At 70.4% G+C, this 13,916-nt stretch carries 10 protein-coding genes; 7 read left to right on the top strand and 3 right to left on the bottom strand.

The annotated features are described in order from the left end of the window. Positions 1-5: 5 nt before the first annotated feature. The 7 genes from paaE (at position 6) to ASE76_RS12455 (ending at position 8,876) form a co-directional block, all read left to right on the top strand. Positions 6-1,106, top strand: coding sequence for a 1,2-phenylacetyl-CoA epoxidase subunit PaaE (gene paaE / locus ASE76_RS12485; protein ID WP_055839937.1), 1,101 nt, complete (start codon positions 6-8; stop codon positions 1,104-1,106). 101 nt (positions 1,107-1,207) lie between these two features. Then, entirely contained in the window at positions 1,208-2,353 is a 1,146-nt protein-coding gene (locus ASE76_RS12480) for an ABC transporter substrate-binding protein (protein WP_055839934.1), read from the top strand. A gap of 246 nt (positions 2,354-2,599) precedes the next feature. Next, positions 2,600-3,628, top strand: a complete 1,029-nt coding sequence (locus ASE76_RS12475; protein ID WP_055839930.1) for a branched-chain amino acid ABC transporter permease — start codon at positions 2,600-2,602, stop codon at positions 3,626-3,628. Further along, complete coding sequence (locus ASE76_RS12470) at positions 3,625-5,505, top strand: ATP-binding cassette domain-containing protein (RefSeq protein ID WP_055839927.1); 1,881 nt, start codon at positions 3,625-3,627, stop codon at positions 5,503-5,505. Before ASE76_RS12475 ends, ASE76_RS12470 begins: the two co-directional genes overlap by 4 nt. A 127-nt stretch (positions 5,506-5,632) precedes the next feature. Continuing rightward, positions 5,633-6,361 (top strand): ABC transporter ATP-binding protein, encoded by a 729-nt coding sequence (locus ASE76_RS12465; RefSeq protein WP_055839924.1) that lies wholly within the window; start codon positions 5,633-5,635, stop codon positions 6,359-6,361. Between the two features lie 8 nt (positions 6,362-6,369). Further along, on the top strand, positions 6,370-8,415 hold the full coding sequence (paaZ, locus tag ASE76_RS12460; protein WP_055839921.1) for a phenylacetic acid degradation bifunctional protein PaaZ: 2,046 nt from the start codon (positions 6,370-6,372) through the stop codon (positions 8,413-8,415). A 134-nt stretch (positions 8,416-8,549) separates the two neighbouring features. Further along, the gene (locus ASE76_RS12455; RefSeq protein ID WP_055839918.1) at positions 8,550-8,876 is read left to right on the top strand and encodes an EthD family reductase; all 327 of its coding nucleotides are present in this window, start codon (positions 8,550-8,552) and stop codon (positions 8,874-8,876) included. Between the two features lie 138 nt (positions 8,877-9,014). Here ASE76_RS12455 and ASE76_RS21390 read toward each other — a convergent pair whose 3' ends face one another. From ASE76_RS21390 to ASE76_RS12425, 3 genes are all read right to left on the bottom strand, one after another. Next, positions 9,015-11,687, bottom strand: coding sequence for a FecR family protein (locus ASE76_RS21390; protein WP_201781862.1), 2,673 nt, complete (start codon positions 11,685-11,687; stop codon positions 9,015-9,017). A gap of 26 nt (positions 11,688-11,713) precedes the next feature. After that, positions 11,714-13,048, bottom strand: coding sequence for a surface lipoprotein assembly modifier (locus ASE76_RS12430; protein WP_055839901.1), 1,335 nt, complete (start codon positions 13,046-13,048; stop codon positions 11,714-11,716). 111 nt (positions 13,049-13,159) lie between these two features. Beyond that, positions 13,160-13,774, bottom strand: coding sequence for a putative glycolipid-binding domain-containing protein (locus ASE76_RS12425; RefSeq protein WP_168389252.1), 615 nt, complete (start codon positions 13,772-13,774; stop codon positions 13,160-13,162). Positions 13,775-13,916 lie beyond the last annotated feature (142 nt).

Here is a 13,916-nt window from a genome sequence, read left to right as displayed (position 1 = left end):
GGTCCATGAGCGTCATCTTCCATCCCCTGCGCGTGCGTTCGGTCCAGCCGGATACGGCCGAGGCTGTCGTCGTGTCCTTCGACGTGCCGCCCGACCTGCGCGATGCCTTCGCCTTCACCCAGGGCCAGTACCTCACGCTGCGCTCCGAGATCGACGGGCAGGACCTGCGCCGCTCCTATTCGATCTGCGCGGGCGTGGACGACGGCGAGCTGCGGGTCGGCGTGCGCAAGGTCCGCGGCGGCGTGTTCTCGCAGTGGATCAACACGCACCTGAAGCCGGGCGACACGGTCAGCGTGATGGCGCCGCAGGGCCGCTTCTTCGTGCCGCTCGATCCGGCGGCGCGGCGCCACCACGTGGGCATCGCCGGCGGCAGCGGCATCACGCCCATCCTGTCGATCATGAAGACGGTGCTGGCGCGGGAGCTGCTGAGTCGCTTCACCCTGGTCTACGGCAACCGGCAGCTGCAGTCCACGATGTTCAAGGAAGAGATCGAGGACCTGAAGAACCGCTACATGCAGCGGCTGGTGCTGCAGCACGTCTTCTCCGACGAGCACACCGACGCGCCGCTCAACCACGGCGTGATGAACCGCGAGAAGATCGGCGAGTTCCTGGCGAGCGTGGTGCCGGCGGCGCAGATCGACCACGTCTTCGTCTGCGGTCCGTTCCAGATGAACGACGAGGCCGAGGCGGCATTGCTCGCCGCCGGCGTGCCCGAGGAGCGCATCCACATCGAGCGCTTCGGCGTCGCACTGCCGGCGGGCACGCCGGCCGGCACCGCACCGGGCGGCGCGGTGCTGCACGCGCCGCAGGCAGGCGATGCCGAGCAGGCGCGCATCGTCATCGTGCGCGACGGCCTGCAGCGCGAGATTCCATTCAAGAAGGGCCAGCCCAGCATCCTCGACGCCGCCTCGGCCGCGGGGTTGGAGGTGCCGTACTCCTGCACCTCGGGCGTCTGCGGTACCTGCCGTGCCAAGGTGGTCGAAGGCGAGGTACGCATGGAGCGCAATTTCGCCCTCGACAAGAAGGAGGTCGCCGCCGGTTTCGTGCTGGCCTGCCAGGCCCATCCGCTGACCGACCGGGTGGTGCTGTCCTTCGATGAACGTTGACCGACGATCCATGCTGCACGCGGGTCGATCCCGATGCAGGAATCCCGCGCTTCCCGTCCACTAGGCCCCTATCGTTTTTCTCACAACACCGGAGACACCGAATGAAATTTGCGAAGCCCCTTCTTCTGGCCAGCCTGATCGCCGCCGCCCTGTCCGCCCATGCCGACGTGACCGTGGGCGTGTCGCTCTCGGCCACCGGCCCAGCCGCCTCGCTCGGCATCCCCGAGAAGAACACCATCGCCCTGATGCCCAAGACCATCGGCGGCCAAAAGATCAACTACATCGTGCTCGACGACGCGTCGGACACCACCGCCGCCGTCGCCAACGCGCGCAAGCTGATCACCGAGAGCAAGGTCGACATCATCATCGGCTCGACCGTCACGCCCGCATCGCTGGCGATGATCGACGTGGCCGCCGAGGCCAATACGCCGATGATCTCGATGGCCGCCTCGGCCCGTATCGTCGAGCCGATGGACGCCAAGCGCAAGTGGGTCTTCAAGACGCCGCAGAACGACATCATGATGTCGCTGGCGATCGCCGAGCACATGCAGAAGTCGGGCGTAAAGACCGTCGGCTTCATCGGCTTCGCCGATGCGTACGGCGAAGGCTGGTCGCAGGAGTTCGCCAAGGCCGCGGGCCTGAAGGGCCTGACGGTGGTGACCAACGAGCGCTTCAACCGCACCGACACCTCGGTCACCGGCCAGACGCTGAAGCTGATCGCCGCCAAGCCCGACGCGGTGCTGGTCGCCGGCTCGGGCACCCCGGCCGCGCTGCCGCAGAAGGCGCTGAAGGAGCGCGGCTACGCCGGCAAGATCTACCAGACCCACGGCGTGGCCAACGCGGATTTCCTGCGCGTGGGCGGCAAGGACGTGGAAGGCACCTTCCTGCCCGCCGGTCCGGTGCTGGTGGCCGACCAGCTGCCCGCCTCCGACCCGGTGCGCAAGAGCGCGCAGGCCTACGTCACCGCCTACGAGGCCGCCAACGGCAAGGGCAGCGTCTCCACCTTCGGCGCCCATGCGTGGGACGCCGGCCTGCTGATGACCGCCGCGGTACCGGTCGCGCTGAAGAAGGCGCAGCCGGGCACGGCCGAGTTCCGTGCCGCCTTGCGCGATGCGCTGGAGCAGACCAAGGAGCTGCCGGGCGCCCACGGCATCTTCACCATGTCGCCGACCGACCACCTGGGCCTGGACCAGCGGGCGCGGGTGATGGTGAAGATCGAGAACGGCACCTGGAAATATGTTCCTTAAGCTCGCCCCCAGGCTGCGCACTTCGTGTCTTCGCCAACCCCCTACCGGGGGCAACACCGGCAGACCGGCGAAGCCGGATCTGCGGTGTTCCTGATGGGGTGGCGCGGACATCGCAGGGCGTGCCTTCGCAACCCCTTGTGGGCATAACACCTGCGGTCCGGCCAAGCCGGTTCCGCGGCGTTCCCGGGGACAGCGGAGTTGCTGTTCAGCGTTTTCGGCCCGCAGGGCCTTCTTGAAAGTCAATCCATGGATGCGCAGATCGCCCTGCTCCTGGCGCAGGACGGCCTCATCAACGGTGCGGTGTACGGGCTGATGGCCCTGGCGCTGGTGTTGGTGTTTTCGGTGACGCGGGTCATCTTCATTCCGCAGGGCGAGTTCGTCGCCTTCGGGGCGCTGTCGATGGCGATGCTGCAGGCGGGCAAGGTGCCGGCGACGCTGTGGCTGTTGCTGGCGCTGGCGGCCGTGGTGCTGGTGGTCGAGGCCTGGCGCTGGAAGCGCGGGGCGGCGGTGGACTGGACGTCTGCGCTGGTCTGGTGCGTGGCCCTGCCCGCGCTGGCCTGCGTGCTGCTCCTGGTCTGGAAGCCGTCGGGGCTGGCCGCGCAAGCGTTCGCCACGGTGGTGCTGATCGTGCCGCTGGGCCCGCTGCTGTACCGCCTGGCCTTCCGGCCGCTGGCCCATGCGACGGTGCTCACGCTCCTGATCGTGTCGGTGGCGCTGCACGGGGTGCTGATCGGGCTGGGGCTGCTGTTCTTCGGCGCCGAGGGTTCGCGCACGCCGGCGTTCTCGGATGCCCGCTTCGAGCTGGGCGGCATGCAGGTGTCGGGGCAGTCGCTGGTGGTGGTGGGGACCACGCTGGCGCTGGTGCTGCTGCTGTTCGTGTTCTTCGGCCGCTCGATGATCGGCAAGGCGCTGCGGGCCACCGCGATCAACCGGGTTGGCGCACGGCTGATGGGCATCCCGACGGAGCTGTCGGGCGACATCAGCTTCGCCCTGGCCGCGCTGATCGGCGTCGTGTCGGGGCTGCTGATCGCGCCGCTCACCACCGTCTACTACGACACCGGCTTCCTGATCGGCCTGAAGGGCTTCGTCGCCGCCATCGTGGGCGGGCTGGCGAGCTATCCGCTGGCGCTGGCCGGCGCGCTGCTGGTGGGGCAGCTGGAGTCGTTCTCGTCGTTCTGGGCCAGCGCGTTCAAGGAGGTGCTGGTGTTCACCCTGATCATTCCGGTGCTGTGGTGGCGGTCGCTGCACAGCGTGCATGTGGAGGACGAGGAATGAGCGCGCCCGTGTCGCACACCGAGGCGCCCGCAGGCGCCTCCTCGCAGTCTTCGCAAGCCTCGCGCGGCCTCGTCACCCGCCGGCAGCTCACGCTGCTGGGCGTGGCGGTGCTCGCCGTGGCGTGGGGCTTCCTGCCCGAGTTCACCATGGTGGTGATGAGCTACATCGGCCTGTACTCGATCGTCGCCGCGGGCCTGGTGATGCTCACCGGCGTGGGCGGCATGACCTCCTTCGGCCAGGCCGCGTTCGTCGGCGTGGGGGCCTACGCGACGGCCTGGGTCTGCACCGCGCCGGCCTCGGTCGCGTTCCTGGGCGGGCTGGTCGGCATGGCGGGCCTGCCCTGGGTCGGGCTGCTGCTGGGGCTGGCGATCACCTTCGCGGTGGCGTGGACGCTGGGCGCGGTCACGGTCAAGCTCTCGGGCCACTACCTGCCGCTCTGCACCATCGCCTGGGGCCTGAGCCTGTACTACCTGTTCGGCAACATGCAGTTCCTGGGCGGGCAGACCGGCATCACCGGCGTGCCGGCGCTGGTGGTGGCCGGCTGGTCGCTGGCCTCGCCGCGGGCGCTGGGCATCGTCATCTGGGCGGTGCTGCTGGTGGCGCTGTGGCTGCTGCACAACCTGTTGGATTCGCGCGAAGGCCGGGCCATTCGCGCGCTGAAAGGCGGCCGGGTGATGGCCGAATCGATGGGCGTCGACACCGCCCGCTACCGGATCAAGCTCTTCGTGCTGGCCGCGCTGATGGCCGCCATCTCGGGCTGGCTCTATGCCCACATGCAGCGCTTCGTGAACCCGACGCCGTTCAACCTCAACATCGGCATCGAGTACCTTTTCATGGCGGTGGTCGGCGGAGCCGGCCACCTCTGGGGCGCGGTGCTGGGCGCCACCGTCATCACGCTGTTGAAGGAGAAGCTGCAGGACGTGCTGCCCAGCCTGCTCGGCACCAGCGGCAACTTCGAGGTGATCGTCTTCGGCCTGCTGATGCTCTTCGTGCTGCAGCGCTTCGCCGACGGGCTGTGGCCCACCTTCGCGCGCCTCGGCGGCCGCTGGCTGAAGCCCGACGCGCCACGCGTCGCCCACCAGGGCGCCGCGCTGGCGCGGCGGCCCACGCCGGCCGCGGGGCAGGTGCTGCTGCAGGCCACCGGCGTCACCAAGCGCTTCGGCGGGCTGGTCGCCAACAACGCGGTGACGATGAACGTCAGGGCCGGCGAAATCCATGCGCTGATCGGCCCCAACGGCGCAGGCAAGAGCACCTTCTTCAACATGGTCTCGGGCGTGGCCGACCCTACCGAGGGCGAGGTGCGGGTGCTGGAGCAGCCGATGGCCGGCCGGCCGTCGCGTGCCTTCGCCGCGCTGGGCCTGGGCCGCACGTTCCAGCATGTGCGGCTGCTGGGCCAGCGCAGCGTGGTCGAGAACGTGGCGCTCGGCGCCCACGGCCGGGCGCGGCGCGGCTGGGTCGCCTCGATGCTGCGGCTCGACCGCGCGGAAGAGTCCGCGGTGCTGGCCGAGGCCCGTGCCCAGATCGTGCGCTGCGGCCTGGGGGCGCACGCCGACACGCCGGCCGCATCGCTGGCGCTGGGCCAGCAGCGGGTGGTGGAGATCGCCCGCGCCCTGGCCGGCCAGCCGGTGCTGCTGCTGCTCGACGAACCCGCCGCCGGCCTGCGCCACCTGGAAAAACGCGCGCTGGCCGACCTGCTGTCGCAGCTGCGGGCAGAAGGCCTGGGCATCCTGGTGGTGGAACACGACATGGAGTTCGTGATGAACCTGGCCGACCGGATCACCGTCTTCGAGTTCGGCACCGTGATCGCCGAAGGCACGCCGAGCGACATCCAAAGCAACCAGCGGGTACTGGATGCCTACTTAGGTGGCGCGGTATGAGCTCTCCCCCAGGCTGCGCGCACTGCGTGTCGCTGCGCCAACCCCCTTCCGGGGGCAGGCCGGCCGCTTCGGGCGGCCGTGCGCAGCGGCCTCCCTACGAAGCAACGGCATGCAGGACACATCGCCCATGAACACGGTATTGCGACTTGAGGATTTCTGCGTCTCCTACCGGACGGTGGAGGCGGTGCACAACATCGCCCTGCAGGTGGACGAGGGCGAGATCGTCACCGTGATCGGCCCCAACGGGGCCGGCAAGACGACGCTGCTCTGCGCGGCGATGGGCCTGCTCCCCTCCACCGGCAGCCTGACGCTGGCGGGCGAGCGGATCGCCCGGCCGAGCGTCGAGGCGCTGGTGGCGCGCGGCGTGGCGCTGGTGCCCGAGCGGCGCGAGCTGTTCGGCGAGATGTCGGTCGAGGACAACCTGCTGCTCGGCGGCTTCTACCGCTGGCGCAAGGGCCAGCGGGACCAGAAGGCGCGGATGCAGGAGGTCTTCGAGATCTTCCCGCGGTTGCGCGAACGGCGGCCGCAGATGGCCTCGACCCTGTCGGGCGGCGAGCGCCAGATGCTGGCGATCGGCCGCGCGCTGATGGCCCGGCCGCGGCTCCTGATGCTGGACGAGCCCTCCCTCGGCCTGGCCCCGCTGATCGTGCGCGAGGTGCTGCAGGTGGTGTCGTCGCTGCGGCAGCACGGCGTGTCGGTGCTGTTGGTGGAGCAGAACGCCCGGGCCGCGCTGCAGGTGGCCGACCGCGGCTATGTGCTGGAGACCGGCGCCGTCGCGCTCGAAGGCCCGGCGCGCGAGCTGCTGCACGACCAACGGATCATCGACACCTACCTCGGCATCGGCACCAAGCACTGAGCATCTCCATGACACGTACCCTCCAAAGCTACATCGGCGGCCGCTGGGTCGGCCAACAGGCCGCCCAGGCGCTGCGCAGCGCCATCGACGGCACCACCGTGGCCCATACCCACGCAGAGACGCCCGACTTCGCCGAGGCGCTGCACCACGCGCGCACTGTCGGCCTGCCCGGGTTGCTGGCGCTGGATTTCCAGCAGCGCGCCGAACGGCTCAAGGCCCTGGCCAAGTACCTGACAGAGCGCAAGGAGACGCTGTATGCGCTCTCCACCGCCACCGGCGCCACCCGGGCCGATGGCTGGATCGACATCGAAGGCGGTGCCGGCACGCTCTTCGCCTATGCAAGCATGGGCAGCGCCGAGCTGCCCTCGGGCGACCTGGTGCACGAAGGCCCGGCGATGCCGCTGGGCAAGAAGGGCGGCTTCGCCGGCACCCACATCCTGGTGCCGCGGCGCGGGGTGGCGGTGCACATCAATGCGTTCAACTTTCCGGTGTGGGGCCTGCTGGAGAAGTTCGCGCCCAGCTTCCTGGCCGGCATGCCCTGCATCGGCAAGCCCGCCACCGCCACCAGTTACCTGACCGAGGCCGCGGTGCGGCTGATCGTCGAATCGGGCCTGCTGCCCGAGGGGAGTTTGCAGCTGGTGGTGGGCGGCACCGGCGATCTGCTCGACCGGCTGGTCGGCTCCGACGTCGTCACCTTCACCGGCTCGGCCGACACCGCGGCGAAGCTGCGGGTGCATCCGAACCTGGTGCGCCAGTCGGTCCCGTTCAACGCCGAGGCCGACTCGCTCAACTGCGCGATCCTGGCGCCCGACGTGACGCCCGACGACGAGGAGTTCGACCTCTTCGTGAAGGAAGTGGCCCGCGAGATGACCACCAAGGCCGGCCAGAAATGCACCGCGATCCGCCGCGCCATCGTGCCCCGCCGGCACCTCGATGCGGTGGTCGAGCGGCTGCGCGCCCGTCTGGCGAAGGTGGTGGTCGGCGACCCGGCACGCGACGACGTGCGCATGGGCGCGCTCGCCTCCCACGCCCAGCAGGCCGACGTGGCCGAGCGGGTGGCCGCGTTGCTGCAGGGCGCCGAGCAGGTCTTCGGCGCGCAGGACGGTTTCGCGCCGGTGGGCGAGGGCGTGGCCGAAGGCGCGTTCTTCGCGCCCACGCTGCTGCTGAGCCGCAGGCCGCTGGAGCACGACGCGGCGCACGACATCGAGGCCTTCGGCCCGGTCAGCACCCTGATGCCCTACGACGGCATCGACGAGGCGATGGCCCTGGCCGCGCGCGGCCGCGGCAGCCTGGTCGGCACGCTGGTGACGCGCGATCCGCGCATCGCCGCGGCGGTGGTGCCCCAGGTGGCGGCGCTGCACGGCCGGCTGCTGGTGCTCGACCACGAAGCGGCGGCCGAATCCACCGGCCACGGCTCGCCGCTGCCGCAGTTGAAGCACGGCGGCCCCGGCCGCGCCGGCGGCGGCGAGGAGCTGGGCGGCATCCGCGCGGTGAAGCACTACCTGCAGCGCACCGCGGTGCAGGGTTCGCCCAACATGATCGCGGCGATCACCGGCGAATACCTGCGGGGCGCCGCGGTGCAGGAGAGCGCGCTGCACCCGTTCCGCAAGCACTTCGAGGAGCTGCAGATCGGCGACTCGCTGCTGACCCACCGCCGCACCGTGGGCGAGGCCGACATCGTCGCCTTCGGCGGCATCTCGGGCGACTATTTCTACATGCACTTCGACGAGATCGCGGCGCGCGCATCGCCCTTCGGCCAGCGCATCGCGCACGGGTACTTCGTGCTGTCGGCCGCGGCGGGGCTCTTCGTCTCGCCCGCGCCGGGGCCGGTGCTGGCCAACTACGGGCTCGATACGCTGCGCTTCGTGAAACCGGTCGCCATCGGCGACACCATCCGCGCCCGGCTCACCTGCAAGCGCAAGACCGACCGGCAGAAGAAGGACGCCAACGGCCAGGGCCAGGGCGTCGTGGCCTGGGACGTGGCCGTCACCAACCAGCACGACGAGATCGTCGCCAGCTACGACATCCTGACGCTCGTAGCCAAGCAGACGTGAGAGAGCCTGCTGCGCAACCCGATGGCGCGGATCCGGTCCTCACCGTACCCAAGGTCGGTTCCGGTCCTCACTGCACACCCGGGCCGCTCGCGACGGTTCTTCCACATCTTCAAACTACATCCTAGGACACCCCCATGATCAAGGTCAGCGTGCTCTACCCCGCCGCCGAAGGCGCCCGCTTCGACATGGACTACTACGTCGACCGCCACGTGGCGATGATCGCCGAGCTTCTCGGCGCAGCGCTGCTGGATGTGGAGATCGACCAGGGCCTGGCCGGCGCCGCACCCGGCAGCCAACCGCCCTTCGTGGCGGCGGTGCACATGTACTTCGAATCGATGGCGTCGTTCCAGACCGCCTTCGCGCCGCATGCCAAAGCGATCCGGAAGGACGTTTCGGCGTACACCGACATCCAGCCGCAGACGCAGATCGCGACGGTGGTGCGGGCGCGGAAGCAGGGTTGATCGGCGTGCCGGAGCCGGCGGTCGGTTCGGCACTGCAACGGCGTTAGCTACCAAATTGATAGCTAAAGGCCGGCGTAGGACGCCGGCCCCGGGCACTTTCCCTATGAATTTTGCGGAGGCCGGTCGATCCCGGGCGCCTCACGGCACCTTCTGGAACACCGCCGCACCGTTGATGATGCCGGTGGTGGCCGGCGTGCCGGTGACGCTGTAGGTGATGCCGGCGCGGTAGGCGTTGGGACCGCTGAACACGCCGTTGATCACCGCCGCGATCGGCGCACCGTTGCTGCCGGAGCCCGGCACGATGATCGCCGCGTCGCTTCCGGGCTGGCGGAACTGGCCGGTGCCGCCCACGGTGTAGCTGTTGCCGCCGAAGCCCAGGTTCAGCACCGTGCCCACCGTGCCGGCGGTGAAGTCGGCCGTCAGCGAGCCGCTGTTGAGTGTGCCGGTTCCTTGGGTGGTCGAGACCGGCGCGCTGCCGCCGACCAGGTTGTAGCTGGCGGTGCCGGCGATGGGCATCGAGGCGTCGGTGGTCGGCGTGGCGACGATGTAGTGGACGTTGCTGATGACCGGCAGGCCCGCCGTGCCGTTGATGTTGCCCGACTCCCAGCTGCCCCAGCCGATGAAGTCGAGGCTGCCCGGCACCCCGATGCCGCCGGCGCCGGCGCTGGCGGCGGTGACGGTGCCGCCCTTGACGATGTCGGGCTGGCTGCCGCGCGGCCGCGACTCGATCAGCTCCGCACCCTGGAAGAAGACGCGGTCGCCGTCCGGGACGGTGGTGCGCTGGGCCGCCGCGCCGACGGAGGTCAGGTAGGCGAAGCTGGTGACATAGGAAGCCGCGGGTGAGCCGACCGTGGCGGCGGGAATGCTGCCGCGCGGGCCGGTCTCGGTGAACGCCAGGGCGCCGCCGAAGCTGCCGGTCGTGGTGCTGTTGCCGGTGAAGGTCAGGCCGACCTTGCTGCCGGCGGCATTGGCGAAGAAGCCTTCGGCCGAGCCGCCCAGGCAGGGGTTGGACGGGCCGGAGCAGCCCGCGCCGGTGATCCCCAGCGCGCCCGACAGCGAGGCTCCGTTGCCGGAGAGGGTGCCGGCCAGGTTGTAGCGGTTGGTCGCCGCACCTGCGCCGCTCGGCAGGTCGACGGCCACCGCGAGGGTACCCAGGGAATTGGTGTTGCGAATGTAGAAGTCGACCGACAGCGTGGCCGAGGCGACCGAGCCGACGCGGTTCTGGCTGGTGTAGACCGGGGTGGACGCAGCCAGACTGTAGGTGGCCCGCTGGTTGGTCAGGACGAACTGCGGCGCGGTGGGCACGCCCGTGACATACACGAACCGGGTATCCGCGCTGTTGGCGCCCCCCGCGCTCCAGGTGGATGCGCCCCACTCGCCGAGTTGCAGCAGGTCGCCTGTCGCGGTGCTGCCGCTGCTGTAGAAGGTCGCGCCGGGTACGGCCGCGCCGTCGCGGCTGACCGATGTGGTGCCCGCTGCGAAGCGCTGGGGCTGGCCGTTGGTGTCGTAGGTCGCGGTGGCAGCGGTCAGGGCGCGGCCTTGCAGGCCGGTCGCCGATGTGGAGAAGCCGCGGACGGTGAGGCCGGAGGCCGTGGGCGCCGGAGCAGGTGTCGGAGCCGGTGCTGGTGTCGGCGCTGGAGCAGGTGTTGGAGACGGTGCGGGTGTCGGGGACGGTGCAGGTGTTGGCGCTGGAGCAGGTGCGGGCGTCGGAGACGGTGCAGGTGCAGGTGCAGGCGACGGAGCAGGTGTCGGCACCGGGGGCGGTGCAGGCGTTGGCGAAGGTGCGGGCGTTGGCGCTGGAGCAGGTGCCGGCGTTGGGCTTGGGCTTGGCGTTGGGCTTGGAGTTGGAGTTGGAGCTGGAGCTGGAGCTGGAGCTGGAGCTGGAGCTGGAGCTGGAGCTGGAGCGGGCCCCGGCACCGGTGATGGTGCTGGAGCGGGCGCAGGCGGAGCCGGAGGAATGGGTGTCGGCGCGGGCGTCGGGGCGGGTGCCGTGATGGGCGCCGGGGCTGGCACAGGTGCGGGCGTCGGTGTGGGGGCGGGGCTGGGGGCAGGGCTGGGAGCGGGCCGGGGGGCAGGAGGGGGCGTCGCCGGCCGTTGCGCATCCACCGCCTGCGCCACCACCACGGGGCGGCCGGCATCGTCGCTCTGGTTGGCCACGGTCTGCGGCGCCTGGGTGGGCGCCGATACCGGCAGGCTGGCGCGGTCGCTGGTACGGCTCGGCAGCGCGCCGGCGGCGCTGGCCCGCACCAGGGCGGTCTCGCCGACCGTCAGGCCGATGCAGCCGCTGTCGGTGCAGACCTCGATCGCGTCCTGCTCGCCCGCCACCTTGAGGCTGCGGTCAGCCGGATCGACGAAGGCGGTGAAGGCCGAGCCGCGGATACCGACCGTGGCGGTGGGCGTTTGCACCTTGTAGTTGTCGTGGTTGCGCTTGCCGATCAGGCCGGTGATGGAACGCAGGCCGCCCTTGAGCAGGCTGACCATGTAGCGGTCTCGTTTCGGATCCTGCCGGTCGGCGTATTCGGTGATGGCGAACTGCGTGTTGGGCTGCAGTGCGACCAGGCCGCCGTCGCTGAACCGGATCTGCACCTGGCTGTCGGCGCCGGTGGTCAGCAGGTCGCCGCTTTCCACCGTCGAGCCCTTCTGCAGCGGCACCGAGGCGTTCTGCCGGCGGGCGCTGACCTCGCCGATGGCGAACTGGACCGTGCCGGCCACGGGCGCGACGGCGGGCTCGGCGGCCTGGACGGCCAGCGGAAAGCAGCCGGCCACGGCGATGGCCAGGGTGGCCTTGCGAAAGCGGATGGCGGTGGTCATGGTGTGTGGCAGCGGTGCGGTGTGCATCAGAAATCCCTGCGCGCGGTGACCGACAGGACGGTCTTGCGGAAATCGGCGATCGGCGAGTCGGAGGCGACGCGTGTCAGCGACAGCTGCGGCGTCACCCGCCAGCGGGGCGCCGGGTCCCAGGTCGTGCCGAGGTTGAGCGTGGTCTGCCGGTCGGTGCGGCGGATCAGGAAGAACGGGTCGTCACCGCCGAAGCGCCGGTACTCGAAGCCGAAGGTGGCGAAGGCGGCCCATTGCTCGGTCAGGGGTGCCTGCACACCGGCCCGCAGGCCGACCAGCCGGTGGCCCAACTGGTCGACGCCGTCGGCGCGGGTGCCTTCCCGGCCCAGGTAGCCACCGCCGTAGGCCAGCGGCCCGCTGCGGAAACGGTGGGCGTACGAGGTGCCCAGCACCACCCGGTCGGCGTCGCGTACCGACTGCTGCGGGTAGTGCAGCCGCGCGTACTGCAGGTAGCTGTCCCACTGGCGGAAACCGTCGATGCGGTAGACCCACTCGGCGGTGCCGCCGGCGGTCTGGCGCAGCTGCCGGCCGCCGTATTCGAAGCTGCTCAGCTGCGTCGCCAGGATCAGCTCGTGGCGCTGGTGCCGGTAGGACACGCCGGCGTTGGCGTCGGCCTGCGCGGTGTCCATGCCGCTGACCGACGAGGTGTTCGGGCGGGCCGACAGATTGGCGCCGGCGATCACCGACCAGCGCGGATCGACCACGATGCGGGCCGACAGGCCGCTGACGACGCTGGCGAAGCGCGACGCGCGCTCCACCCCCGCGGGGTTCAGCGTCAGCACCAGCCCGCCGAGCGCCGGCACCGCGACGTTGGCGCCGGCCGGGCCGCTGTTGACGTTGCTGTCGTACCCGACGCCCCCCTCGACATAGCCGCGCACCGACGAGCGGCTGGCATCCTCGACCCGGCCGATGGCGTTCAGGAACTGGTCGATGCTGCGGGCGGCGCCCTCGGGTACCTGCCGGTCGGCGCGGGCCGCGCGCAGCAGGGTAGCCGCGGCCTGGTTGTCGCCGACCGCGAACAGCGCCCGGCCGAGTTCGGCCTGGATGCGGGCCTGGCCCGGCTGCATCGCCAGCGCACGTTCCAGCGCCAGCACCGCACGCGGATAGTTGCCGATGTCGTTGGCGGCGATGCCGAACACGGTGTCGAAATCGGGATCGCCTGCGCGTGCGGCTTCGTGGCTTTCCAGCAGGTCGTACGCAACTTGCGCCTTGCCGGCCTGCCGCAGGGCGGCAGCATCGCGCACGAGGCTGTCGACTTCGGCGTGGGTGCTGGCCCAGCAGCAGGCCAGCGCGCACAGGGTCAGGAATCGGGCGGGGAAGGCGGCAGGTCGCATGGGGCGGGCGTGAAACGGGTGGACCGCTCGCAAGGGCAATGCGACGGGATGGTCGAGCCCGAATTTAACTTGTTTGTCTTTGTAAGCGTGGCCTTGGCCGAAAGCACACACTCATTGATCGACGGTGCCACCCGGGCATCCGCCCCCGACTCCGGTCCGCAAGCGCCGGAACAGGTCGGGGTAGTCGAGCACCAGCCCGTCCGAATCGACGGCGATGTCGGCTGTGAAACCGCTTCCATCCAGACTCTCGAACCGGTACAGGCCATGCTCCAGCCGGGTATAGGCCTGCGCCTGCTTCCGGATGCCCAACGTGGGCCCGAACACCCACGCCACCTGGATGCACCGCCGCTCGCCGATGGCCAGCGGTTCCCGCCGGATCGGGAGCGTGTTGGTGAAGGGCGTGGGCCAGATGTCGATGTCGAGGCAGCCCTCCAGCTCGGACATGGGGCGGCCGGCGCCATCGCGCCAGCGGCCCTGGCCGTCGGTTTCCATCCGCAATGTGCGGGTCGACCCGGAGGTGGCGAGCGTCAGCGCGGCGCTGCGCAACTGCCACCGCGGTGTCCACCGGAGCTGGTAGTGCAGGCGGAACGGACCCTGGTCTTCGTCCACGCCCAGCACCATGCCGTCGGCGGATGTGGCGCAAAGCCTCAGGTGTTCCATGCCGGGCCCCGGCCTTCCTTCGTCCGTCAGGGGGGTCCAGCAGAGGGTGCGTTCGGCTGCGGGCATGCGGGGTCTCCTGGGAGGGCGGCGGGTCGATCCGGTGCGTTGCCGCCGTGGTCGTCGGCTTTGCACAGCGTCCCGGATGGTCCGTCGAAAACCGGCTGCAGACGGTTGCTTGCCGTACATCCGCGATTCCATGCGCGACAGC

The sequence above is a fragment of the Xylophilus sp. Leaf220 genome (assembly GCF_001421705.1).
Taxonomy (GTDB): Bacteria; Pseudomonadota; Gammaproteobacteria; order Burkholderiales; family Burkholderiaceae_C; genus Xylophilus.
The sequence above is the reverse complement of the archived record's forward strand: the minus strand, read 5'-3'. Positions and strand labels throughout refer to the sequence as shown.

Coding starts and splice junctions, on each gene's coding strand:
- ASE76_RS12480 (WP_055839934.1), top strand. CDS start 1,208: ATGAAATTTGCGAAGCCCCTTCTTCTGGCCAGCCTGATCGCCGCCGCC.
- ASE76_RS12465 (WP_055839924.1), top strand. CDS start 5,633: ATGAACACGGTATTGCGACTTGAGGATTTCTGCGTCTCCTACCGGACG.
- ASE76_RS12475 (WP_055839930.1), top strand. CDS start 2,600: ATGGATGCGCAGATCGCCCTGCTCCTGGCGCAGGACGGCCTCATCAAC.
- paaE (WP_055839937.1), top strand. CDS start 6: ATGAGCGTCATCTTCCATCCCCTGCGCGTGCGTTCGGTCCAGCCGGAT.
- paaZ (WP_055839921.1), top strand. CDS start 6,370: ATGACACGTACCCTCCAAAGCTACATCGGCGGCCGCTGGGTCGGCCAA.
- ASE76_RS12430 (WP_055839901.1), bottom strand. CDS start 13,048: ATGCGACCTGCCGCCTTCCCCGCCCGATTCCTGACCCTGTGCGCGCTG.
- ASE76_RS12470 (WP_055839927.1), top strand. CDS start 3,625: ATGAGCGCGCCCGTGTCGCACACCGAGGCGCCCGCAGGCGCCTCCTCG.
- ASE76_RS12425 (WP_168389252.1), bottom strand. CDS start 13,774: ATGCCCGCAGCCGAACGCACCCTCTGCTGGACCCCCCTGACGGACGAA.
- ASE76_RS12455 (WP_055839918.1), top strand. CDS start 8,550: ATGATCAAGGTCAGCGTGCTCTACCCCGCCGCCGAAGGCGCCCGCTTC.
- ASE76_RS21390 (WP_201781862.1), bottom strand. CDS start 11,687: ATGACCACCGCCATCCGCTTTCGCAAGGCCACCCTGGCCATCGCCGTG.